Origin of the sequence: Methylobacillus caricis (assembly GCF_020532705.1) — a bacterium.
In the GTDB taxonomy this organism is placed as follows: Bacteria; Pseudomonadota; Gammaproteobacteria; order Burkholderiales; family Methylophilaceae; genus Methylobacillus; species Methylobacillus caricis.
Genome location: NZ_JAJAVD010000001.1, coordinates 1,125,951 through 1,147,712 on the forward strand (window position 1 = coordinate 1,125,951; position 21,762 = coordinate 1,147,712).

General features: G+C 50.7%; 22 protein-coding genes. 17 read left to right on the forward strand and 5 right to left on the reverse strand.

Annotated features, from left to right (window positions below; translation table 11 throughout):
- The first annotated feature begins 90 nt into the window (after nucleotides 1-90).
- The 13 genes from pyrH (at nucleotide 91) to rnhB (ending at nucleotide 12,625) form a co-directional block, all read left to right on the forward strand.
- Entirely contained in the window at nucleotides 91-807 is a 717-nt protein-coding gene (gene pyrH / locus LG200_RS05365) for a UMP kinase (protein ID WP_226756554.1), read from the forward strand.
- Nucleotides 808-839: 32 nt separating this feature from the next.
- Nucleotides 840-1,397: a ribosome recycling factor gene (gene frr / locus LG200_RS05370; protein ID WP_226756555.1), complete on the forward strand. Its 558-nt coding sequence runs from the start codon at nucleotides 840-842 to the stop codon at nucleotides 1,395-1,397.
- A 56-nt stretch (nucleotides 1,398-1,453) separates the two neighbouring features.
- A complete protein-coding gene (locus tag LG200_RS05375; RefSeq protein WP_226756556.1) occupies nucleotides 1,454-2,206 on the forward strand; it encodes an isoprenyl transferase in 753 nt (250 codons plus the stop codon).
- A 3-nt stretch (nucleotides 2,207-2,209) separates the two neighbouring features.
- The gene (locus tag LG200_RS05380; RefSeq protein ID WP_226756557.1) at nucleotides 2,210-3,037 is read left to right on the forward strand and encodes a phosphatidate cytidylyltransferase; all 828 of its coding nucleotides are present in this window, start codon (nucleotides 2,210-2,212) and stop codon (nucleotides 3,035-3,037) included.
- Entirely contained in the window at nucleotides 3,019-4,224 is a 1,206-nt protein-coding gene (gene ispC / locus LG200_RS05385) for a 1-deoxy-D-xylulose-5-phosphate reductoisomerase (protein WP_226756558.1), read from the forward strand. Before LG200_RS05380 ends, ispC begins: the two co-directional genes overlap by 19 nt.
- The gene (rseP, locus tag LG200_RS05390) at nucleotides 4,218-5,591 is read left to right on the forward strand and encodes an RIP metalloprotease RseP (RefSeq protein ID WP_226756559.1); all 1,374 of its coding nucleotides are present in this window, start codon (nucleotides 4,218-4,220) and stop codon (nucleotides 5,589-5,591) included. The genes ispC and rseP overlap by 7 nt, the downstream gene beginning before the upstream one ends.
- 17 nt (nucleotides 5,592-5,608) lie before the next feature.
- Nucleotides 5,609-7,969 (forward strand): outer membrane protein assembly factor BamA, encoded by a 2,361-nt coding sequence (bamA, locus tag LG200_RS05395; protein ID WP_449811963.1) that lies wholly within the window; start codon nucleotides 5,609-5,611, stop codon nucleotides 7,967-7,969.
- Between the two features lie 61 nt (nucleotides 7,970-8,030).
- Nucleotides 8,031-8,534 (forward strand): OmpH family outer membrane protein, encoded by a 504-nt coding sequence (locus LG200_RS05400; RefSeq protein WP_226756561.1) that lies wholly within the window; start codon nucleotides 8,031-8,033, stop codon nucleotides 8,532-8,534.
- A gap of 21 nt (nucleotides 8,535-8,555) precedes the next feature.
- Nucleotides 8,556-9,659 (forward strand): UDP-3-O-(3-hydroxymyristoyl)glucosamine N-acyltransferase, encoded by a 1,104-nt coding sequence (gene lpxD, locus LG200_RS05405; protein WP_226756562.1) that lies wholly within the window; start codon nucleotides 8,556-8,558, stop codon nucleotides 9,657-9,659.
- The gene (gene fabZ / locus LG200_RS05410) at nucleotides 9,656-10,117 is read left to right on the forward strand and encodes a 3-hydroxyacyl-ACP dehydratase FabZ (protein WP_226756563.1); all 462 of its coding nucleotides are present in this window, start codon (nucleotides 9,656-9,658) and stop codon (nucleotides 10,115-10,117) included. Before lpxD ends, fabZ begins: the two co-directional genes overlap by 4 nt.
- A gap of 2 nt (nucleotides 10,118-10,119) precedes the next feature.
- Nucleotides 10,120-10,902, forward strand: coding sequence for an acyl-ACP--UDP-N-acetylglucosamine O-acyltransferase (gene lpxA / locus LG200_RS05415; protein ID WP_226756564.1), 783 nt, complete (start codon nucleotides 10,120-10,122; stop codon nucleotides 10,900-10,902).
- Nucleotides 10,903-10,916: 14 nt separating this feature from the next.
- Nucleotides 10,917-12,053, forward strand: a complete 1,137-nt coding sequence (lpxB, locus tag LG200_RS05420; protein WP_226756565.1) for a lipid-A-disaccharide synthase — start codon at nucleotides 10,917-10,919, stop codon at nucleotides 12,051-12,053.
- Nucleotides 12,050-12,625: a ribonuclease HII gene (gene rnhB / locus LG200_RS05425; protein WP_226756566.1), complete on the forward strand. Its 576-nt coding sequence runs from the start codon at nucleotides 12,050-12,052 to the stop codon at nucleotides 12,623-12,625. The genes lpxB and rnhB overlap by 4 nt, the downstream gene beginning before the upstream one ends.
- 56 nt (nucleotides 12,626-12,681) lie before the next feature.
- Here the strand turns inward: rnhB and LG200_RS05430 are convergent, their stop codons facing one another.
- From LG200_RS05430 to LG200_RS05450, 5 genes are all read right to left on the reverse strand, one after another.
- The gene (locus tag LG200_RS05430) at nucleotides 12,682-13,392 is read right to left on the reverse strand and encodes an SAM-dependent methyltransferase (RefSeq protein ID WP_226756567.1); all 711 of its coding nucleotides are present in this window, start codon (nucleotides 13,390-13,392) and stop codon (nucleotides 12,682-12,684) included.
- Nucleotides 13,389-14,786 carry a DUF4139 domain-containing protein gene (locus LG200_RS05435; protein WP_404809796.1) on the reverse strand — a complete coding sequence of 466 codons (1,398 nt, stop codon included), beginning with the start codon at nucleotides 14,784-14,786 and terminating at the stop codon, nucleotides 13,389-13,391. Before LG200_RS05435 ends, LG200_RS05430 begins: the two co-directional genes overlap by 4 nt.
- A gap of 68 nt (nucleotides 14,787-14,854) precedes the next feature.
- Nucleotides 14,855-15,439, reverse strand: coding sequence for a Maf family nucleotide pyrophosphatase (locus tag LG200_RS05440; RefSeq protein WP_226756569.1), 585 nt, complete (start codon nucleotides 15,437-15,439; stop codon nucleotides 14,855-14,857).
- A 102-nt stretch (nucleotides 15,440-15,541) separates the two neighbouring features.
- Nucleotides 15,542-17,392, reverse strand: a complete 1,851-nt coding sequence (oadA, locus tag LG200_RS05445; protein WP_226756570.1) for a sodium-extruding oxaloacetate decarboxylase subunit alpha — start codon at nucleotides 17,390-17,392, stop codon at nucleotides 15,542-15,544.
- 35 nt (nucleotides 17,393-17,427) lie between these two features.
- Nucleotides 17,428-18,846: an acetyl-CoA carboxylase biotin carboxylase subunit gene (locus tag LG200_RS05450; RefSeq protein WP_226756571.1), complete on the reverse strand. Its 1,419-nt coding sequence runs from the start codon at nucleotides 18,844-18,846 to the stop codon at nucleotides 17,428-17,430.
- 73 nt (nucleotides 18,847-18,919) lie between these two features.
- Here LG200_RS05450 and LG200_RS05455 point away from each other — a divergent pair, with 73 nt between their 5' ends.
- From LG200_RS05455 to LG200_RS05470, 4 genes are all read left to right on the forward strand, one after another.
- Nucleotides 18,920-19,444: a YceD family protein gene (locus tag LG200_RS05455; protein WP_226756572.1), complete on the forward strand. Its 525-nt coding sequence runs from the start codon at nucleotides 18,920-18,922 to the stop codon at nucleotides 19,442-19,444.
- Nucleotides 19,445-19,461: 17 nt separating this feature from the next.
- Nucleotides 19,462-19,641, forward strand: coding sequence for a 50S ribosomal protein L32 (gene rpmF / locus LG200_RS05460; protein ID WP_226756573.1), 180 nt, complete (start codon nucleotides 19,462-19,464; stop codon nucleotides 19,639-19,641).
- Nucleotides 19,642-19,714: 73 nt separating this feature from the next.
- The gene (gene plsX / locus LG200_RS05465) at nucleotides 19,715-20,791 is read left to right on the forward strand and encodes a phosphate acyltransferase PlsX (RefSeq protein ID WP_226756574.1); all 1,077 of its coding nucleotides are present in this window, start codon (nucleotides 19,715-19,717) and stop codon (nucleotides 20,789-20,791) included.
- A complete protein-coding gene (locus LG200_RS05470; RefSeq protein ID WP_226756575.1) occupies nucleotides 20,788-21,741 on the forward strand; it encodes a beta-ketoacyl-ACP synthase III in 954 nt (317 codons plus the stop codon). Before plsX ends, LG200_RS05470 begins: the two co-directional genes overlap by 4 nt.
- Nucleotides 21,742-21,762: the final 21 nt, after the last annotated feature.

A 21,762-nucleotide genomic window follows, 5' to 3' on the forward strand; every position in this document is an offset into this window, starting at 1 on the left:
CACTCGTTGCGACAATGCTTGAAATAACAGGAACGTGAATTATCACTGCAATGGTAATTCACGTTTTGCACAACTAGAATAAGGAGCCCCATGAGCACCCCCGCCTATAAACGTATCTTGTTGAAGCTTTCTGGTGAAGCCCTGATGGGTGATGATAGCTATGGCATAAACCGTGCGACTATTTCCCGTATAGTGGAAGAAATCAAGGAAGTGGTAGACCTTGGCGTGCAGGTTGGCGTGGTGATTGGTGGTGGTAATATTTTTCGTGGCGTAGCGCCTGCTGCCGAAGGCATGGATAGGGCAACTGCCGATTACATGGGCATGCTGGCAACAGTCATGAACGCACTTGCCCTGCAGGATGCGATGCGGCATGTGGGGCTGGTTAGCCGTGTACAATCTGCACTCAATATTGAGCAGGTGGCAGAGCCGTATATTCGGGGCAAGGCCATCCGGTATCTCGAGGAAGGCCGTGTCGTGATTTTTGGCGCAGGTACCGGCAATCCGTTCTTCACCACTGATACTGCAGCTGCGTTACGTGGCATGGAGATCAATGCCGAGATCGTGCTCAAGGCCACCAAGGTTGATGGTGTCTATACTGATGATCCAAAAACCAACCCGGAAGCCATGCGCTACAAGACTCTGAGTTTTGATGAGGCGATTGTTAAAAACCTGAAGGTCATGGATGCAACAGCACTGACTTTGTGCCGTGATCAGAAGTTACCAATATCCGTGTTCAGCATCTTCCGGCAGGGAGCGTTGAAGCGGGTCGTGATGGGCGAAGACGAGGGAACCAAGGTTTTACCTTAACCCGATATATTCGCAACATGCAGGAGATAAAAATGATACAAGACGTAAAAAGCACTGCAGACCAGAAAATGCAGAAATCTATTGAAGCGCTCAAGACCGACTTGAGTAAAGTACGTACTGGCCGTGCACATACCGGCTTGCTTGACCACGTGATGGTTGAATATTATGGCTCTATGGTTGCCATTAACCAGGTAGCCAATGTCAGTTTGGGTGATGCCCGCACGCTGAATGTACAGGCGTATGAAAAGAACATGACAGCCAAGGTGGAGAAAGCCATCCGCGATTCCGATCTTGGTCTGAATCCTGCCACCAATGGCGACATGATCCGCGTGCCTATGCCAATGCTGACTGAAGAGCGCAGGCGTGATCTGATCAAGGTCGTGCGTAGTGAAAGCGAAAACGCCAAGGTGGCAGTACGCAATATACGTCGCGATGCCAATGATGCCTTGAAGAAACTGGTGAAGGATAAGGAAGCCAGTGAGGATGATGAGCGCCGTGCGCAAGATGAAGTGCAGAAGCTGACAGACAAGTATGTAGCGGAGATTGATAAGTTGCTGCAAACCAAAGAAGCTGAATTAATGGCGGTTTAATGGCTGCTTTTGCGGCCATCTGCTTTCGTTATCGTAATTATCTCACGGAGCATTGAGTGGCACTTTTTTCCAGCTCCACCCAGACTGTACCTGTGACGGGTGAGATTCCCCAGCACATTGCCGTCATCATGGACGGTAATGGCCGCTGGGCAAAGAAACGTTTTCTCCCCCGGGTTGCCGGTCATAAGCGAGGCGTTGAAGTCGTCCGTGAAGTCGTCAGGCAATGTGCCAACAGTGGCGTAAAATACCTGACTTTATTTGCGTTCAGCAGCGAAAACTGGCGACGCCCCAGCGATGAGGTAAGTTTCCTGATGGGACTCTTTATGGAGGCACTGCAACAGGAAGTCGGCAAGCTGGCTGAAAATAATATCCGCCTGGTCATGATAGGCGACCGTTCGCGTTTTGACCCTGCGTTGACGGCCAAGATTGGTGAAGCTGAAGCCCAAACACAAGCGAATGATGGTTTGACGCTGACCATTGCCGCCAATTATGGTGGCCGTTGGGATGTAATGCAGGCCGTCAAGCGCCTGTTGCAGGATAAGCCTCAGTTGGCTGACAGCTTCACTGAAGAAGACCTGTCCGCTTATCTCAGCATGCATTACGCCCCTGAGCCTGACCTGTTCATTCGTACTGGTGGCGAACAACGCATCAGCAACTTTCTGCTATGGCAATTGGCCTACAGCGAACTCTATTTCACTGAAACCTTGTGGCCGGATTTTGACGCGGCTGCATTCAAGCTGGCGATTGACTCATATCAGCAACGCGAGCGTCGTTTTGGTCGTACAAGCGAACAGTTGGTGAATAACTAAATTATGCTTAAAACCCGCCTGCTGACGGCAGCTATCCTGATCCCGCTTTTCCTTGCAGTATTGTTCCTGCTTCCTGACCCTTATTGGTCGCTACTGATGCTTGTTGCAGCAGGGGCAGGATTATGGGAATGGTCCGGCATGGCTAGGTTCAAGTTGTCCGTCCGTTATCTTTACGTTGCAGCGGCTATGGTAGGCGGAGTGTTCCTTACTTTCTGGCGCGGGCCAGAAAATGCTTTTCTGCAAGAATATAGTATCTACTGGGGGCTCTTGTCTGCGGTAATTTTCTGGGTGCTTCTAGTGCCTGTTTGGCTAGCTACCCGCGCCCATATTAAAAATATTTACCTGATGATGTTGGCCGGCTGGCTGATAGTCATCCCTCTGTGGCTTGCCCTGGTAAGCTTGCGTGGCATCAGTCCCTGGCTGCTTCTGGGCTTGATGCTCGCAGTATGGATTGCTGACAGTGCAGCCTATTTTGCCGGCAAGCGTTTTGGCAAACGCAAATTAGCCATCAACATCAGTCCGGGGAAAACCTGGGAAGGTGTATTGGGGGCCTGGGTGGTAGTTAGTCTCTATGGGCTTGCCCTTTGTCTGTCTTTGGATATCAGTTTCTGGCTGATTGTTGGTTTTTGGGGAATGACAATACTCAGCATTATGGGAGATCTGCTGGAGTCGCTGATCAAGCGCCAGGCCGGTCTCAAGGATAGCGGCAGCCTGCTGCCTGGCCATGGCGGTATCCTGGACCGCGTTGATGGATTGACTTCCAGCCTGCCACTGGCGGCATTCTTTATTTACTTCCCACTTTATTATCAAGCATGGATGCATTCCGCGTGATCAAGCCCAAGACTCAAAATGTCACTATTCTGGGTGCGACTGGCACCATAGGGCTTAACACGCTCGATGTGATTTCCCGTCACGCAGAGCAGTTTCACGTGTTTGCGTTGACTGCGCACTCGCGTGTAGACGAGCTCGCAGAACTTTGCCTCAAATTCAAGCCACGGTTCGCGGTAATGCTTGAGGACAATGCCGCTGAAAGGCTGGCTGTGAAGTTGCTGGGTACCGATACCATAGTCTTGTCGGGTCTGGCTGCACTTGAAGAAGTTTCTGCGCATGCTGATGTGGATATCGTCATGGCTGCGATTGTTGGTGCTGCCGGTCTCAAGCCTGCAATGGCTGCCGCTCATGCCGGTAAACGCATTCTTCTGGCCAACAAGGAAACCCTGGTCATGGCCGGTAGTCTTTTCATGCGCGCCGTGGAGCAGGGAGGCGCTACCTTGTTGCCCATAGATAGCGAGCATAATGCCATTTTCCAGGTCATGCCTCCCCAGAGGCTGGCACATCTGGGTGATGGGGGCGTGAGGCGCATTCTCCTCACGGCTTCTGGGGGCCCATTCCGCAATGCCAGTACCGCCGAGTTGCTTGCGGTAACGCCGGCCCAGGCCCTTAATCATCCCAACTGGGTGATGGGCCCCAAGATTACCGTTGACTCTGCCACCCTTATGAATAAAGGGCTGGAAGTCATAGAAGCACACTGGTTGTTCAATGCTCCTGCCGAGAAGATTGAAGTAGTCGTGCATCCACAAAGTGTGATTCATTCCATGGTCGAGTACGTGGACGGCTCAGTACTGGCTCAAATGGGTAATCCTGACATGCGCACGCCGATTGCGTATGGCCTGGGCTATCCAGATCGCCTAGACGGCGGCGTAACGGCCCTGGACCTGTTCAAGGTTGCCAGGCTGGATTTTGAAGCTCCCGACACCGGGCGCTTTCCTTGTTTGGGATTGGCTTTTGACGCGCTAAGGCAAGGGGGCACAGCTCCTGCCATACTCAATGCTGCCAATGAAGTGGCAGTAGAGGCTTTCCTCAACGGAAATATCGGTTTCCTGGATATTCCACGCCTGATTGAGTTCGTCATGGGCACACTCACGATAGAGCCTGTCAGTTCGTTGGAGCAGTTGGTGGCTGTGGATGAGCTAGCCCGGGTAACTGCCAAGGAATGGAGACAACTCGAAGTATGCTGACCTTGCTTGCATTTATTGTCACTCTCGGCATATTGATCGCGGTGCATGAGTATGGCCACTTCCAGGTTGCACGCTGGTGCAATGTCAAAGTCCTGAGATTCTCCCTGGGTTTTGGCAAGCCTTTCTATAAGAGGCGGTTTGGCAAGGACAATACCGAGTTTGTAATCTCGGTTCTGCCTTTTGGTGGTTACGTCAAGATGCTGGATGAGCGTGAGCTGCCTGAAGGTGAGAAAGTGGCGCTTGATGCAGTCGACTTGCCTCGAGCCTTCAATCGCCAGTCTGTCTGGAAACGTATAGCCATAGTATCTGCCGGCCCTGCAGCCAATTTATTGTTGGCGATTTTTCTCTACTGGGTATTGTTCATGCATGGAGTGGCCGGAATCAAGCCGTTGCTTGGCGATATTCCTGCTGACAGTCCCGCTGCAAAAGCCGGGTTGCAGTCTGGCGAATTGATCCAGTCAGTGGCAGGTGAACCTGTAGCCAGCTGGCAGGATGTACGTTGGATATTGTTGCAAGAGGTAATCAAGGCGCCAATGGTGGAAATGCGCGTCAAGAATGATTTACAACGCGAAAGCGTACATCAACTGGCATTGGATAGTATAGGCAAGGATGATTTTGAGGAGGACTTTCTCGCGAAGCTGGGCCTGGCTCCTTATCGTCCTGTCATGCCGGCCAAGCTCGGGGATATTCTGCAGGATGGTGCTGCGGAAAAAGCAGGACTCAAGACAGGTGATCTCGTGATCAGCGTGAATGGCAAGGCAATCAGTGATTGGGAGCAGTTCGTCACTCAGGTGCGCGAACAACCAGGCCAAGCGATGCTGTTGGAATTGCAGCGTGATGGCCGGAATATGCAGCTGGCTGTGACCCCGGACATTGTTGATGAAGGAGGCAAGAAAATTGGCCGTATCGGGGCTGGCTATGCGATGGATCAGGCTGAAATTGACAAGATGACCGTCCTGGTGAGTTACGGCCCTTTACAATCATTTACCAGTGCCGTGAACAAGACATGGGAAACCTCCGTATTCAGCATCAAGATGCTGGCGCGCATGGTGACTGGTGAGGCTTCCTGGAAGGGTGTAAGCGGGCCGGTGACCATTGCAAGTTATGCGGGGCAAAGTGCGCATGTCGGCTGGAAGTCATTCATTGGTTTCCTGGCGTTGATCAGCATCAGCCTTGGAGTGTTAAATCTGTTGCCTGTGCCAGTGTTGGACGGGGGGCATTTGTTGTATTATACGATAGAGATTTTCAAGGGCAGTCCGGTTTCCGAAGCCGTAATGGAGGCGGGGCAACGCATAGGATTGACTATTCTGGCATTGCTGATGGCAGTGGCTTTTTACAATGACTTTACCAGGTTTATAACAGGTTGATCTTAATGAAGTTTGGCATGAAGCTTAAACATATCCCGCTACTGATTCTCGGACTTTACTCCACATCAGCCCTGGCCCAGGATCCATTCGTCGTCAAGGATATACGCGTTGAAGGCCTGCAGCGTACTGAAGCTGGGACGGTCTTTAATTACCTGCCGGTGCGTGTGGGCGATACCATGACGGATGAAAAAGCCACCCAGGCGATCAAATCCCTTTATGGCACAGGTTTTTTCAAGGATGTGCGTATCGAATCAGATAGCGGCATTCTGGTGGTCATGGTACAAGAGCGTTCAGCAATTGCTCAGATTACCTTCAATGGCAACAAGTCCTTTCCTAGTGACAAGATGAAGGATGGCCTCAAGCAGATCGGTTTGGCCGAGGGCCTGATTTTTGACCAGTCCATGCTGGATCGCGCAGAACAGGAAATCAAGCGTCAGTATTTGTCTCAGGGCAAGTACGGCGCCTCGGTCAAGACTTCGGTCAGCCCGCTTGAGCGTAACCGTGTGGCGGTGCGCTTTGATATTGAGGAAGGTGCGGTTTCCAAGATCCGCAATATCAATATTGTTGGCAACACTGAGTTTACCCAGGAGCAGTTGCTGGAAAAGCTGACGCTGACAACGCCGAACTGGTTGACCTGGTGGAACAAGAATGACCAGTATTCCAAGCAGAAGCTGACCGCCGACCTCGAGACGTTGCGTTCTTTCTACATGAACCAGGGTTACCTTGAGTTTAATATTGACTCCACTCAGGTATCCATTACACCAGATAAACGCGATATCTACATCACGGTTAATGTTACCGAAGGTGAAAAATACACGGTGACAGATGTCAAGCTGGCCGGTGAGATGTTGATTCCCGAAACCGAGGCACGCAACCTGATTTCAGTGGCGCCAGGTGAGATATTCAACCGTCAGCGTGTGACCGAGTCCAGCAAGGCGATTAATGACCGCCTGGGAAATGACGGTTATGCCTTTTCCAATGTCAATGCCGTGCCAGAAGTGGATAAGGACAATCATACGGTTGCATTTACTTTCTTTATCGATCCTGGTCGAAGAGTGTATGTACGCCGTATCAACTTGACGGGCAACACCCGTACCCGTGATGAAGTATTGCGCCGTGAAATGCGCCAGCTGGAGTCTGCATGGTATGGAGCTGACAAGATAGAGCGTTCCAAGCAGCGTCTTGAGCGCTTGCAATTCTTCTCTGACGTGAATGTTGAAACCCCGGCAGTTCCTGGTACCACTGATCAGGTTGACCTCAATATCAATGTGACCGAACGCTCAACCGGCAGTGTCATGTTTGGTGCTGGCCTTTCCAGTTATGAAGGGGTGGTACTGGGGGTAACGGTCAACCAGAACAACTTCCTGGGCACTGGTAACCGTGTTGCTGCTCAAGTGAATACTGGTCGTATCAATACCGTGTACTCACTGACCTACACCGATCCATACTTCACGCCTGATGGCGTGAGCCGTGGATTCAATGTCTATCGCCGTGATGTCGATACGACATATCTCAGAACTGGTGATTACAAGACGTCATCCTTTGGAGCAGGGGTCAACTTTGGCATGCCGCTGAATGAGCGCGATTCTGTCAATGCTGGCCTGACATTTGACTATACCGATGTTGAACTGACTAGCAATAGTCCACCACAGTTTCAACGTTATTGCAGTAACTCTGAAGAAAGTAATGGATGTAGCAATTCTTCTTGGTTCGCAAGCCTGGGATGGGCGCATGATACGCGTGACAATATCATGTTCCCCAACAAGGGCGTGCTCCAGCGCATCAGTACTGAAATCGGGCTGCCCGGCCTTGATTTGCAATATTATAAAGTTGAATACAAGCACTCATGGTATAAGGATATCAGCAAGAGTGTGACCTTCATGCTGAATGGTGAAATCGGCTATGGCAATACCTATGGCGACAAGGATTATCCGTTCTTCAAGAATTTCTACGCAGGTGGTGTGAACTCTGTGCGCGGCTACGAACAAAGTTCGATTGGCCCGCGTATTTATGATGTGAATGGCAATTACCGTGATTTTGCTGCAGGTGGTACCAAGCGCTTGCTGGGTAACGCGGAACTTTATTTCCCGATTCCGGGCATGAAGGATAACAATGCACTTCGTTTGAGCGCATTTGTTGATGCCGGATCTATTGCTGGCGATGGTATTGATGAATCAGCAGCTTGTTTTGATCGAAGAGGTAATGTATCAGGTTGCCCTTACTCGACAAGTTTGAGTGACATTCGTTATTCAACAGGTATTGGTGTGAGCTGGCTCTCGCCATTTGGACCTATCAAGCTGGTATTGGCCAAGCCTTTGAACAAGCAAGACGGTGATAGAACCCAGATGTTGCAGTTCCAGATGGGATCTCAGTTCTAACGGTTTGTTCTAACAGGTAATTTATATTAAGCAGCATTGAGTGAATTTCAGGAGAAGTCAATTGAATAAGTTGTTGAAGAGTCTGTTGGTGGCTAGTTTGTTGTCATTTGCTGCAAGTACCCAGGCAGCTGAGCTGAAGATCGGGTACGTGCAGGTTGACAAGATCCTGCAGGAAGCCCCGCAAACGGCTGAAAGTGGCAAGAAACTGGAAAAGGAGTTCGGTCCACGAACTGCAGAACTTGATCGTTTGCAAAAACAGATCAAGGATCTGGAAACAGCACTGGACAAGGATAGCTTGACTATCTCTGAAACTGATCGCCGTAACAAGGAGCGTGATGCATCGAATCTCAAAATCGAGTTTCAGCGTAAACAGCGGGAATTGCGTGAAGATGTGAACCTGCGCAAGAACGAAGAGCTTGGTGTGTTGCAGGACAGAATCAACAAGGCAGTCACTACGGTATCTGAAGCTGAAGGTTATGACTTGGTGGTTTATGGTGGTGTTGCCTACGCCAACAAGAAAATCGATATTACCGACAAGGTATTGAAGTCACTGGGCAAGAAGTAAGCTGCGCAGTTAGATTTTTGCATGAGCATAACCTATTCCCTTCGGGAAATCGTATCCAGGCTGGGAGGGGAGGTAGCTGGTGCTGATGATGTATTGATCAGTCGTGTTGCTTCCCTTGCCAATGCTCAATCCGGGCATATCAGTTTTCTTACCGATTCCAAATACCGTGTTGTATTGGCAGAAACTAAGGCTAGTGCAGTAATTCTCAAGCCAGAACATCGCGATAATACTGATTTGCCATGTATCGTGACGGATAATCCCTATGCCTATTTTGCCAGGGTGTCAGAATTATTGAATCCTGTACCAAGTTATCAGCCTGGCATAGCTGGGTCAGCTGTCATTGATGTGAGTGCAAAAATTCCAGCGAGCTGTACCATCCTTGCCAATGTTGTCATTGCGGCAGATGTAGTACTCGGGGAGCATGTGGTAATACATCCTGGTACTGTCATCGGTCTAGGTGTGCAAATTGGCGATGGATGCGTGCTGCAGGCAAATGTCACGGTTTACCATCATTGCCAGATTGGCAATCATTGCAACATATTCTCTGGCAGCGTGATAGGTGGTGATGGTTTTGGCTATGCACCAGATGACGGGCGATGGGTGAAAATTCCGCAAGTAGGGCGTGTCATCATCGAGGATAATGTTGATATAGGCGCCAATACCACTATAGATCGTGGTGCATTGGATGACACCATTATCGGGCAGGGCACCAAGATTGATAACCTAGTGCAGATAGGCCACAACTGCCGGATAGGGGCGCATAGTGTCATTGCCGGATGTGTCGGTATTGCAGGAAGTGCAATACTGGGTAAGCATTGCCGCATTGGCGGTGCGGCAATGATATTGGGTCATCTGGAAATCGCTGATGGCGTGACGGTATCTCCAGGGAGTATGATTACACGCTCCCTGAATAAGGCGGATACCTATACTGCCCTGATGCCATTCCAGACTCACGACGACTGGCTGAAAACCGCAGCCGGAATTCGTCGCCTGGGAGATTTGGCAGATCGTGTCAAACAACTGGAGAAACAGTTGTCCACACTGCAACCTGCTTCACTGGATAGCAAGCAGCCAGATCAAGCAAACAAAACAATAATTGATGTTGAGAAACGAGAAAAGCCATGACTGAACAAGCCTCTACGAGCATGGATATTCATGAAATATTGAATTACCTGCCACACCGCTATCCTTTTGTATTGGTGGATCGTGTGCTTTCACTGGAGTTGAATAAAGAGATTGTGGCAGTCAAGAACGTCACCATCAATGAGCCATTTTTCCCTGGCCACTTCCCTTATCATCCAGTAATGCCGGGTGTATTGATTGTAGAAGCAATGGCTCAGGCTGCGGCTATCCTGTCTTTCAAGACCATGGATACCAAGCCCAATGACAAATCCGTTTATTATTTTGCCGGTATGGACAATGTGCGCTTCAAGAAGCCAGTTTCACCCGGTGACCAGCTTATTCTTAAAGTCAGCATTGATCGCGTTTTGCGTGGGATATGGAAATACAAGGGTCAAGCACTGGTTGATGATGTCGTCGTTGCCGAGGCAGAGATGATGTGTATCTTGAAGGCGATTGATTAAGCATGACAGAACCAAAGATTCATCCAAGCGCGATTGTTGATCCCAAGGCTGAGCTGGACTCCAGCGTTGAAGTTGGCCCGTTTTCCATCATAGGTCCAGGTGTCCGTATTGATGCTGGTACTCGTGTGGCCAGTCATGTGGTTATCAAGGGGCCGACTACCATAGGAAAGAATAATCAGATATTTCAGTATTCATCGCTGGGTGAAGTGCCCCAGGACAAGAAATTCAAGGATGAGCCTACGCTGCTGGAGATTGGCGATGGCAATACCATCCGCGAGTTCTGTACCTTTAATCGTGGTACCGTGCAGGATAAAGGCACCACCAAGATAGGCAGTCATAACTGGATCATGGCCTATGTGCATATTGCGCATGACTGCCAGGTAGGCAACCACACGATTTTTGCCAATAATTCTTCACTGGCTGGGCACGTGGATGTACACGATCATGCAATTCTGGGTGGTTTCACCTTGATACATCAATTTTGCAAGATAGGTTCACATGTGATCACAGCAGTGGGCTCAGTCGTCTTCAAGGATATTCCGCCCTATGTCACGGCTGCCGGATACGATGCCAAGCCGCATGGGATCAACTCCGAAGGGCTCAAGCGCCGCGGCTTCACTGCAGACAACATCCTGCAGATCAAGCGTGCATACAAGACGCTGTACCGGAATGGCCATACCTTGGAAGAAGCCAAGCTCAAGCTGGTTGAGCAGCAGAAAAATGCGCCTGAGCTTGATATCTTGGTTGAGTTCCTCGACCATTCAACTCGCGGCATTGTCCGCTAACGCGCGGGTGAAGTATGCCGACCATAGGCATTGTAGCGGGCGAGGCCTCGGGCGATTTACTTGGTAGCCACCTGATCAGGGCCCTCAAGAAGCAACGCCCTGACCTTAAGTTTGTCGGGATTGCTGGCCCTAAAATGATCTCTGAAGGTGCTGAATCGCTGTTCCCTATGGAGCGGCTTTCCGTGCGCGGTTATGTTGAGGTGCTACGTCATTTGCCAGGCCTGCTGAGTATACGAAAACAGGTACTGCAACATTTTCTGCAAACCCCGCCCGATGTGTTCATCGGCATAGATGCGCCTGACTTCAACTTTGCATTGGAGCGCAAGCTCAAGAAGAACGGCATACGCACCATCCATTATGTCAGCCCATCGATCTGGGCATGGCGTAAAGGACGTATGAAAAAAATCCAGCAGGCTGTCTCCCACATGCTGGCACTATTTCCTTTTGAGCCTGAATTGTACCGAGATGCTGGCGTTTCAGTGTCCTATGTTGGCCATCCATTGGCTGATATATTGCCCATGGAGCCTGATACTCAGGGGGCTCGGGAAAATCTCAAGATCAAGCCCGAAACCCTGGTGATTGCCATGCTGCCAGGAAGCCGCCAGAGTGAAGTGCAGCAGCTGGCTGACCTCTATGTGAAGTCTGCCCAGCTGATTGCCCAGGAAAGGCCTGATGTACAGTTTCTTGTGCCCCTGATCACGCGGGAAACCCGCGAGATATTCGAAAAAGCTATATATGCCAACCAGGCGTATGAGCTGCCATTGAAAATACTGTTTGGTCATGCGCACCTGGCCATGGAAGCTGCAGACGCGGTGGTGGTGGCCTCTGGTACAGCCACCCTGGAAGCAGCCTTGCTCAAACGTCCCATGGTGATTACTTATCGCATGCCAAACCTTAGTTGGCAGATACTGAAGCGCATGAATTACCTGCCATATGTGGGTTTGCCCAATGTGCTAGCTGGCCGCTTTGTCGTGCCGGAATTGTTGCAGCATGATGCCATTCCTGAAAAATTGGCGGCCACTACACTCAAAATGGTCCAAGACAAGGAAATGATGGCGGATATCCGTGCGGAATTTACCCGTATTCATGAAAGTTTACGGCAGAATACCGAAGAAAAGGCGGCGCAAGCTGTCTTGTCCTTTATCAAATGAATACTCAATTGGTTATCTGCGGTGTGGATGAGGCTGGGCGTGGTCCTCTAGCAGGTGCAGTCTATGCAGCCGCTGTGATACTTGACCCGTTGCGGCCTATAGTCGGCTTGGCTGACTCGAAGACATTATCAGAAAAAAAACGTGACTATTTGGCCATACAGATCAAGGAGAATGCCTTAGCCTGGGCTATTGCTTCCTGTAGCGCTGTTGAAATTGATGAGATCAATATTCTGCAGGCAAGTCTCTTGGCCATGAAGCGTGCAATTGAGCAATTGAACGTATTACCTGGCCGGGTGCTGGTAGACGGTCCTCATTGCCCCAAGATCGACATTGCGGCCCAGGGCATAATTAAAGGGGACAGCAAGGTGCAGGAAATTGCTGCTGCCTCCATACTCGCCAAAACCGCACGAGATCATGAAATGTATCAAATGCATACGCTTTATCCGCAATATGATTTTGCCAAGCACAAGGGTTACCCTACAGCCCATCATCTCAAGCTTCTTGCTGAACATGGTGCATCAGAAATACATAGGCGCAGTTATGCACCTGTGAGGCGAGTGCTTGGCGTATAGCCGCAGCTTGCTATCCATTTTGCAGCCCTCTTTCTTTGCTGATTATTGTGGCTGAATTAGCCCTGCAATAGAAAAACAGTAGGTTGCTTATGCAGCTCCGGCAACTCCGTTTTTCTCCAGTCCTGGATACTTTTACTCATAATCAGCTCTGTTGGCAGGGTGATATTGCGTGCGATGCATAGCCGTGTTTCGGGCTGGCACTGGGCCAGGATATCCTCGAGCAAGTGCTGGTTGCGATAGGGTGTTTCTATGAAAACCTGTGTTTCGCCCTGTTTCTGCGAATGGCGTTCTATTTCCTTCAGCCGGAGTATCCTGGCCTGCTTGTCACTGGGGATGTAACCCAGAAAGGCAAATCTCTGGCCATTGAAACCTGAGCCCATCAGTGCAAGCAGAATGGAAGAGGGGCCTACCAATGGCGCGACACGCACATGGTGCCGATGTGCCAAGGCCGCCAATCTGGCACCAGGGTCTGCAATGCCGGGGCAACCGGCTTCAGACATCAAACCGACATCCTTGCCTGCCAGCAGTGGGTGCAGCAAAGCAGGCAGCTCCTTGTCTGTGGTGTGTTCGTTAAGCAGCATCAGTTCCAGTTCGCGCACTGGTTTAAGCGGCTTGATGGTGCTGAGGAAGCGTCTTGCAGTTTTCTCGTTCTCAACTACAAAAGTATCCAGCTTCTGTGCCAGTGACACAACATCAGGAGGCAATACCTGGTTAATGTTGTCAGCACCCAGCGTAACCGGGATCAGGTATAAGGTACCGTAACTCAATATTTCACCTGTGTCCTGTAAGTCAATGTCGTAGAACTTTCAGCGGGAATGCTGATGTTCCAACTGGCGGTACTACTGCTGGATTTATTGCTGGGATGACTCTGCTGGAGGATTTTCCAATCGCCAGGAATTGGTTCTACCACATTGACTGTTATCGCCTCTTTCTTGGCATTTTTCAGCACAATTTCATAAGCGCTCTCAAATTGGCTGTTGTCCTTGGCGGGATTGGGCAATTTCTTGAAGTCAGTTTGCTTCTTGTCGGCAGTGACGTCAAAGGATTCCCCCAGTTTAAGCCTGACGGTTTCATTTTTTGCTGTGTGGTCGATATTGTCCTCACCAATAAATTGGGCATTGCCCTGGCTATCTTGCTTGTAGACGCGCATGATGCCTTTGGGCAGGGGCATACCCAGTCTGGCGCTTTCCTTGTTGTCAAACTCGATATATACGCCTACCTTCAACTTTTGTCCCAGATTACCCTGGCTGGACTGGTAATAATAGTTGGCGCCACGTAATACCAGTTCTTTTCGTACAGGAACAGCGGTTGCCGAGAGCAATGCCACCTGTTTGGTCTGGTTTTCCGCTATGGTGGTTGACCTGTCCAAGCTATACAAGTGATATTCCAGCAGTGATTCTTCAGCCATGGAAGCTGCGTCAGCCATCATCATCTCGTTTTTGCGCATCACTGCCATGGGCATTGGACGTGGTGGTTGTATGCGATTGACGTCACCAGCTACCAATTGCAGCCTGGCATTGTGATAGGCGGTGCCACTAGTGTTGGAGAGTGTCACCCAGCCCGATAAATCCAGCTTGTCTTCAGCAGGGTTGAGTTGCGCTACATAGTCTGCCTTCCAGCCCAAGCCGCCAGTCAGGTAGCTCAACTCTATATCTTGAGTACCTGTGCCCTGGTTTTGCAGTTGGACCACCAAAGTAGGACGGTCACGCAGGTTGCTTGGTACATCGGGATAGGCGATTCGGCCTGGAATGCCGGTTTCGATGCGATTGCCGATTTTGAGCACAGTACCATTATTGGTTGCCAGTACCTGTGCCTGCTCACTGCTTTCAGCGCCTGTCGCAGGACTGGTCTTGATGACCTCGACTGTTTTCCCCACGTATTTTTCCAGCAGTTTTTCCGGGCTTAACAGGTCGTAATCAAAATTCTGCTCCAATATTCGCAGGTTGCCGTTCAGGCTGCGCAACAAGGCTGTCTCAGCCAGTATTTGTGCACTGACATCACGCAAGGCCAGGCTGTTGAAGCCAGTCTTGAGCTGCACTTTGCGTTGATCCTTGACCAAGGCAAGGTCGCCATTGTAGATGGTCACTGCAACACTTTGCTGGTCTTGCAATGTGCTGCGTATCTCATCGGCTTCGGACGCATGCAATGGCTGGTTGAACATGGCGATGAAGCTGCAGGCAATTGCGGTATGCTTGAACATGATTGATCTCCTTTATTATTGGCGTGATGCTAGATCACGCTAATTCCTTCATTTTCCAGCATGCTGACTAGCCGGATGAGTGGCAGGCCTATCAGTGCGTTGGGATCGTCACCATGCATGGATGCGATTACTGCTATGCCCAGTCCTTCCGACTTGGCACTACCAGCGCAGTTGTAGGGCTGCTCCTTGCGCAGGTAGTTCTCTATCTGTTGATTGCTGAGTTGGCGGAAATTGACAGTATAAGGGACAACTTCCGCTTGCATATTGCCGGTGCAAGCATTGTAAAGACAGAGGGCACTATGAAAAATCACACTACGCCCGCGCATCAGTTGTAACTGGCGTACTGCATTTTCATGGGTAAGAGGCTTGCCAAGTTGCTGTCCATCTATGGTGGCAACCTGGTCGCAGCCTATGATCAAGGTATCATTGCATGTCTCGCCAATTTTCCTGGCCTTGGATTGCGCCAGCCGCAGCGCAGTTTGCTCAGGGGGTTCATCTGCCAAAGGCGTTTCATCTATCTCTGGCGCTACGCTGCTGAACGGCAGTTGCAGTCTTTCCAGCAGTTCACGCCTGTAGGGCGAGGAAGAGGCAAGTATGAGAGGAGGCTTGTTCATTGATAAAGTGAAAATATCCATATTGAAGATTAATAATGGGCCAAAAGTAAAAAGCCGGGCTAGGCCGGCTTTTATTTAGATCAAAGCACTGGGTATCCGGCTTTAATCGGGCTGAATTTCTAATAATGCTTCGTCAGGGGTGACAGAATCGCCTTTCTTGACGTGTATGGCAACGACCACACCAGTCTTGGAAGCCTGGATTTCATTTTCCATCTTCATGGCCTCAATGACCAGTACTCCATCGCCTGCGCTGACCTTGTCACCAATATTGACCTTAACATCCACAATGGTACCTGGCATGGCGGTCGTGACGCAGCCTGGATGGGAAGGGCGGGGGCGGCCGCTACCATTGCTGGAGTTGCTGGATTTTTTCTTGGCTTCACCGTTACCGTTCTGTGCGCCTGATACTTCAATTTCGCTCAAGGTTTCCACAACCACTTCTTCCGCCACCCCATCTACTGAAACATAGAATGGACGCTGTTCTTCGCCATGATGCCCGCTGCCGGTCAGCTTGATATGGAAGGTTTCACCATGCAGGGTGACGTTGAACTCACTCGGGGCATAGCGTGAAGCACTGGTGGTTACCGTATCCTTGCTCAGCAACGGCTCGGGCTTGAGACTGCCTGCATTGCGCTCTTGCAGGAAGGTCTTGGCAAGGTCAGGGAACATGGCGTAGGTCAGCACATCCTCCTCACTCTTGGCCAGGCCTTCTACCTCATTGCGCAGTTTTTCCATTTCGGCGCTGAGCAGGTCCGCAGGGCGGCACTCAATCACTTCGGCATTGCCTACGGCCAGGCTTCGTACATCTGCATTTACTGTGGAAGGTGCCTTGCCGTAATGGCCAAGCAGGTAGTTCTTGACCTCATTGGTGACAGACTTATAGCGTGCGCCTGTCATCACATTGAGTACTGCCTGGGTGCCAACGATCTGTGATGTGGGCGTTACCAAAGGAGGGAAGCCCAAATCTTCACGAACGCGCGGGATTTCATCCAGCACTTCATCCATGCGGTTAAGCGCGCCTTGCTCCTTGAGCTGGTTGGAAAGATTGGAGATCATGCCGCCCGGCACTTGATTGACCAGCACCCGGGTATCCACTCCGGTGAATTCGCTCTCAAATTGCCAGTATTTCTTGCGTACTTCACGGAAGTAAGCAGAAATTTCCTGCAGCAGGCCAATATCCAGGCCGGTGTCATATTCGGTTCCCTTGAGCGCAGCCACAATACTTTCGGTGGTCGGCAGGCTGGCGCCTTCGGCAAATGATGAGATGCAACCGTCAACAATGGAAACACCGTTATCAACGGCGCGTTGAATGGACATGCTTGCCAGGCCTGACGTTGCATGAGCATGCAGGTGGATAGGCAGGCTGGTGGCGGCACGCAATGCCTTGACCAGGTCGCCGGTCACTTGTGGTGTCAGCAGGCTGGCCATATCCTTGATGGCAATCGTGTCACAGCCAAAGCTTTCCAGCTCCTTCGCCAGGTTGACGAAGTATGGGATATCATGGACTGGGCTGGTTGTGTAACTGATGGTGCCTTCTGCGTGCTTGCCAACGGCTTTGACTGCTTCAATGGAGGTTTTAAGGTTACGGATGTCGTTCATCGCATCAAAAATGCGGAATACGTCTATGCCATTGTCTGCAGATTTCTGCACAAAAGCACGTACAACATCATCCGAGTAGTGGCGATAGCCGAGCAGGTTCTGGCCGCGCAGCAGCATTTGGATGCGGCTATTGGGCAGGGCACGGCGCAGCTTCTTCAGGCGCTCCCATGGATCCTCGCGCAGGTAACGCACACAGGCGTCAAAAGTGGCGCCTCCCCACGCTTCAAGCGACCAGAAGCCAACTGAGTCGAGTTTTGAACAGATGGGCAGCATGTCATCGGTGCGCATGCGGGTCGCAATCAGCGACTGGTGACCATCACGTAGAACTACGTCTGTTACATGTACTTTTGCCATAATCTTTTTACCACTTCAAGGTGTTAATGTAAGCCTCAGATACCCTCGTGGGCAGCTATTGCAGCAGAAATCGCCGCAGCAATCAGTTCCCGAGGGAGTTCTGTTGCATAGTTGGCAAGCTCGGGGTGTGCCTCTACAAAGCTTGTATCAAACTTTGCGGCACGGAAATCCGGGTGCTTAAGAATTTCCTGATAATAAGGGATGGTGGTTTTTACGCCATAGACCACGGTATCACTCAGCGCGCGTCGGCCGCGTTCGACCACACTTTCCCAGTTCAGTGCCCAGACAGTCAGTTTGGCGCACATGGAGTCATAGTAAGGCGGAATCACATAGCCGCTATACATGGCCGCGTCCATACGGATGCCCGGGCCGCCAGGAGAGTAGTAGCGTGTGATTTTGCCGAAGCTGGGCAGGAAGTCGTTCTTGGGATCTTCTGCATTGATACGAAACTCCATGGCAAAGCCACGATACTGTACCTCAGCCTGCTTGTATTGCAGACGCTGACCGTCGGCGACACGAATCTGCTCCTGTACGATATCAATCCCGGTGATGGATTCCGTAACAGTATGTTCCACCTGCAAGCGGGTATTCATTTCCATGAAATAGAAGTTGTTATCGGAGTCGAGCAGGAATTCCACGGTGCCGGCATTTTTATATCCAACCGCCTTGGCGGCCTTGACCGCAAGCGTGCCTATATAGTCGCGCTGAGCCTTGCTTAGCTGTGGGGACGGGGCAATTTCAATCAGCTTCTGGTTACGCCGCTGGATGGAGCAGTCACGCTCAAACAAGTGAATTACGTTACCGTGGCTGTCGGCCAGAATTTGTACTTCTATATGGCGTGGGTTCACCACGCATTTCTCAAGAAACACTTCCGGCTTGCCAAATGCCTTGCTGGCTTCAGAAATGACGCGGTCATAGTTGCCGAGCAGCTCTTTTTCATCATTGCAACGGCGTATGCCTCGGCCGCCACCACCATTGGTTGCTTTCAGCATGACTGGATAGCCGATCTTGGCGGCGAGTTTGCGGGCCTCTTCCAGGTCGGCCAGGTTGCCTTCACTGCCAGGTACGCAAGGGATGCCAGCCTTGATCATGGCAGTACGTGCCTGGATCTTATCCCCCATCTGGCGGATGACTTTGGCGTCAGGGCCTATGAACTTGATACCGCGGCGCGCACAGATTTCTGCCAGCTCTGGATTCTCAGAAAGAAATCCATAGCCCGGATGTAGTGCGTCACAGCCGGAAGCAACTGCAAGATTGACTATATTATGTGCATTCAGATAGCCCAATACAGGATCTGAACCAATGTTGTAAGCTTCATCAGCTTTTTTGACGTGCAATGCGTGGCGGTCTGCATCCGCATATATCGCCACCGACTTGATGCCCATCTCTGAGCATGCGCGAACAATACGCACGGCGATTTCGCCACGATTGGCAATTAGAATTTTTTTGATCACTGAGTAAACCTAAACCTGAAAAATGGTGCTGATTTTTGACACAGAAACCCACAAATTATATCATGCGCGCCTTATGACTGCACAAGCAATCAACGTACCTGTTATTAATAGCCTCGAGTTTGCAAGAAAAGCGCTTGAGTTTCATGATATACTCCCGCTCTTGCGATTTTCTCGCTTGAGCGAGTATCTGGCGTCCTCTGACGGAACGGTGGATATTAGCTTGATCGGCAAGGTCGATGCGCAAGGTAGGCCGATATTGCAGCTCAGGGTGCAAGCGGCACTAATATTGACGTGTCAGCGTTGCCTGGATTCATTTGAATATTCGCTGGATCTTGATGCTGATTTTATTATAGTCGCCAACGAGAACGCGATTCCGTCGCCAGATTCAGATGAATATGACGACGAGGTGGATTATCTGGTTGCTGAAACGCAATTGCAGGTGATAGACCTGGTAGAAGACGAGATATTGCTGGCCTTGCCCCTGGCACCCAAGCATGAAGAAAGTACTTGCGGAGGAACGGGCAGGACTGAGTTGGAGAAACCGAGCCCTTTTGCTGTTTTAAAAGGTCTTAAAACTGGCAAAAGCCAAAACGATTAGTTAATTAGGAGTAAATTATGGCTGTTCAACAAAATAAAAAGTCACCATCCAAGCGTGGCATGCACCGCTCGCATGACTTTTTGACCAACCCACCACTGGCAGTTGAGCCAACAACTGGCGAAATTCACCTGCGTCACCACGTGAGCCCCAATGGCTACTATCGTGGTCGCAAGGTATTGCCAGCCAAGGGTGAGTAATCTCCCTGATATTGCAGGCTTATGCGCCAGCCTTTATGGCTGGCGCTTTTGTATTTAACGTCCGATTGTGATCATGGATATAACTGTTGCTATTGACGCGATGGGTGGAGATCATGGTCCCCATGTTACCGTTCCCGCAGCGCTCAGCGCTATCAAGCAAGATAGCCAATTAAACATTGTTCTGGTTGGATTAAAGGAAGTCATAGAGGCAGAGTTGGCCGCCAATCACGCTTCCGTCGGTCCCCGCCTGCGCATTCATCATGCAAGTGAAGTTGTTTCCATGGATGAATCGCCGCAAAGCGCGCTTAAGAACAAAAAAGATTCCTCCATGCGTGTGGCCATCAACCTCGTCAAGAGCGGCGAGGCCAACGCCTGTGTCAGCGCCGGAAATACGGGCGCCCTGATGGCAACAGCACGATTCGTGCTGAAAACCCTGCCAGGTATTGACCGCCCTGCCATTGCCGGCGTGCTTCCTACCCAAAAAGGCACCACCTATATGCTGGACCTTGGTGCCAATGCGGATTGCACGCCAGAGCAATTGCTGCAGTTTGCTATTATGGGTGCCATGCTGGTTTCCTGCGTTGAACATAAAGAGCGTCCCACCGTGGGTTTGCTTAATATCGGATCTGAAGATATCAAGGGCAATGAAGTGGTCAAGCAGGCGGGTGAGCTGCTACGTGCCAGCCATTTGAATTTCTACGGTAACGTCGAAGGTAACGATATCTATAAAGGCACGACTGATGTAGTGGTCTGCGATGGCTTTGTTGGCAATGTGGCGCTCAAGACCTCAGAAGGCCTGGCTCAAATGGTGAATCGCTTTCTGACCCAGGAATTCAAGCGTAGCTGGCTGACCAAGATGATGGCTTTGATTGCTATGCCGGTGCTAAAGGCATTCAAGCGCAGATTGGATCCGCGCCGTTACAACGGTGCCACTTTTCTTGGCTTGCGCGGTGTCGTTGTCAAAAGCCATGGCGGTGCAGACAGTCTTGCTTTTCAATATGCAATTACTGCTGCCTCAGAGGAATCACGCAGTGGCGTTCTTGGCCGCATTACCAACCAGCTGGAAATCGAGCATCTGAAGCCACAGGCTGATAAGGCAACTGAAGACGCAACAGCTGACGTGAGCGCCACTGTGAAAGAGGGTTTATGACATATTCACGTATTGCCGGCACTGGCAGTTACCTGCCAGAAAAAATCCTGACCAATGCCGATCTGGAGCGCATGGTAGATACTACGGACGAATGGATATTCACGCGCACGGGTATACGCGAGCGCCATATCGCTGCAGACAACGAGTTTACTAGCGACCTTGCCTTGCACGCTTCCGTGCCTGCTTTGCAGGCTGCAGGCATTACTGCTGATGATCTTGATCTGATCATCGTTGCAACCACAACGCCAGACCGAGTGTTTCCAAGTACAGCCTGCTTGCTGCAGAAAAAACTCGGCAATGCTGGGGCGCCAGCCTTTGATGTGCAGGCGGTATGCAGTGGCTTTATCTATGCCCTTGCCACAGCGGATAATTTTATTCGCAGTGGTGCGGCTCGCAATGTACTGGTGGTTGGTGCGGAGACTATGTCCCGTATTACTGATTGGACTGATCGCGGTAACTGTATCCTTTGGGGAGATGGTGCCGGCGCCGTGGTTTTGCAGGCTAGCGAAGAGCAGGGCATCATTTCTACTCATCTGCATGCGGATGGCAGTTACTCCAAACTGCTTAATGTTCCCAGCGGGGTCTCTGAACGCGAGGGCGACAAAACCATATATATGGAAGGCAATGCCGTATTCAAGATTGCCGTAAACACATTGGATGCCATCGTTGATGAAACCCTTGCGGCCAATGGCATGGAAAAATCCGATATAGATTGGTTGGTACCGCACCAGGCCAATATCCGCATCCTGCAGTCCACCGCCAAGAAGCTGGGGATGGATATGGAGAGAGTTGTTGTGACCGTGGACAAGCATGGCAATACTTCAGCGGCCTCTGTCCCTCTTGCGCTTGATGTTGCTGTGCGTGACGGCCGTATCAAGCGTGGCGAAACTGTTTTGATGGAAGCATTTGGCGGCGGATTTACCTGGGGTTCCGTGCTTCTCAAATATTAATTTTCTCTCATCAAGAAGACC

Excerpts from the sequence above, each read along its gene's own strand:
- LG200_RS05440 (WP_226756569.1), bottom strand. The coding sequence starts at position 15,439 with ATGAACAAGCCTCCTCTCATACTTGCCTCTTCCTCGCCCTACAGGCGT.
- lpxB (WP_226756565.1), top strand. The coding sequence starts at position 10,917 with ATGCCGACCATAGGCATTGTAGCGGGCGAGGCCTCGGGCGATTTACTT.
- plsX (WP_226756574.1), top strand. The coding sequence starts at position 19,715 with ATGGATATAACTGTTGCTATTGACGCGATGGGTGGAGATCATGGTCCC.
- rpmF (WP_226756573.1), top strand. The coding sequence starts at position 19,462 with ATGGCTGTTCAACAAAATAAAAAGTCACCATCCAAGCGTGGCATGCAC.
- LG200_RS05380 (WP_226756557.1), top strand. The coding sequence starts at position 2,210 with ATGCTTAAAACCCGCCTGCTGACGGCAGCTATCCTGATCCCGCTTTTC.
- pyrH (WP_226756554.1), top strand. The coding sequence starts at position 91 with ATGAGCACCCCCGCCTATAAACGTATCTTGTTGAAGCTTTCTGGTGAA.
- fabZ (WP_226756563.1), top strand. The coding sequence starts at position 9,656 with ATGACTGAACAAGCCTCTACGAGCATGGATATTCATGAAATATTGAAT.
- lpxD (WP_226756562.1), top strand. The coding sequence starts at position 8,556 with ATGAGCATAACCTATTCCCTTCGGGAAATCGTATCCAGGCTGGGAGGG.
- LG200_RS05470 (WP_226756575.1), top strand. The coding sequence starts at position 20,788 with ATGACATATTCACGTATTGCCGGCACTGGCAGTTACCTGCCAGAAAAA.
- rseP (WP_226756559.1), top strand. The coding sequence starts at position 4,218 with ATGCTGACCTTGCTTGCATTTATTGTCACTCTCGGCATATTGATCGCG.
- LG200_RS05435 (WP_404809796.1), bottom strand. The coding sequence starts at position 14,786 with ATGTTCAACCAGCCATTGCATGCGTCCGAAGCCGATGAGATACGCAGC.
- lpxA (WP_226756564.1), top strand. The coding sequence starts at position 10,120 with ATGACAGAACCAAAGATTCATCCAAGCGCGATTGTTGATCCCAAGGCT.
- ispC (WP_226756558.1), top strand. The coding sequence starts at position 3,019 with ATGGATGCATTCCGCGTGATCAAGCCCAAGACTCAAAATGTCACTATT.
- bamA (WP_449811963.1), top strand. The coding sequence starts at position 5,609 with ATGAAGCTTAAACATATCCCGCTACTGATTCTCGGACTTTACTCCACA.
- frr (WP_226756555.1), top strand. The coding sequence starts at position 840 with ATGATACAAGACGTAAAAAGCACTGCAGACCAGAAAATGCAGAAATCT.
- oadA (WP_226756570.1), bottom strand. The coding sequence starts at position 17,392 with ATGGCAAAAGTACATGTAACAGACGTAGTTCTACGTGATGGTCACCAG.
- rnhB (WP_226756566.1), top strand. The coding sequence starts at position 12,050 with ATGAATACTCAATTGGTTATCTGCGGTGTGGATGAGGCTGGGCGTGGT.
- LG200_RS05455 (WP_226756572.1), top strand. The coding sequence starts at position 18,920 with ATGACTGCACAAGCAATCAACGTACCTGTTATTAATAGCCTCGAGTTT.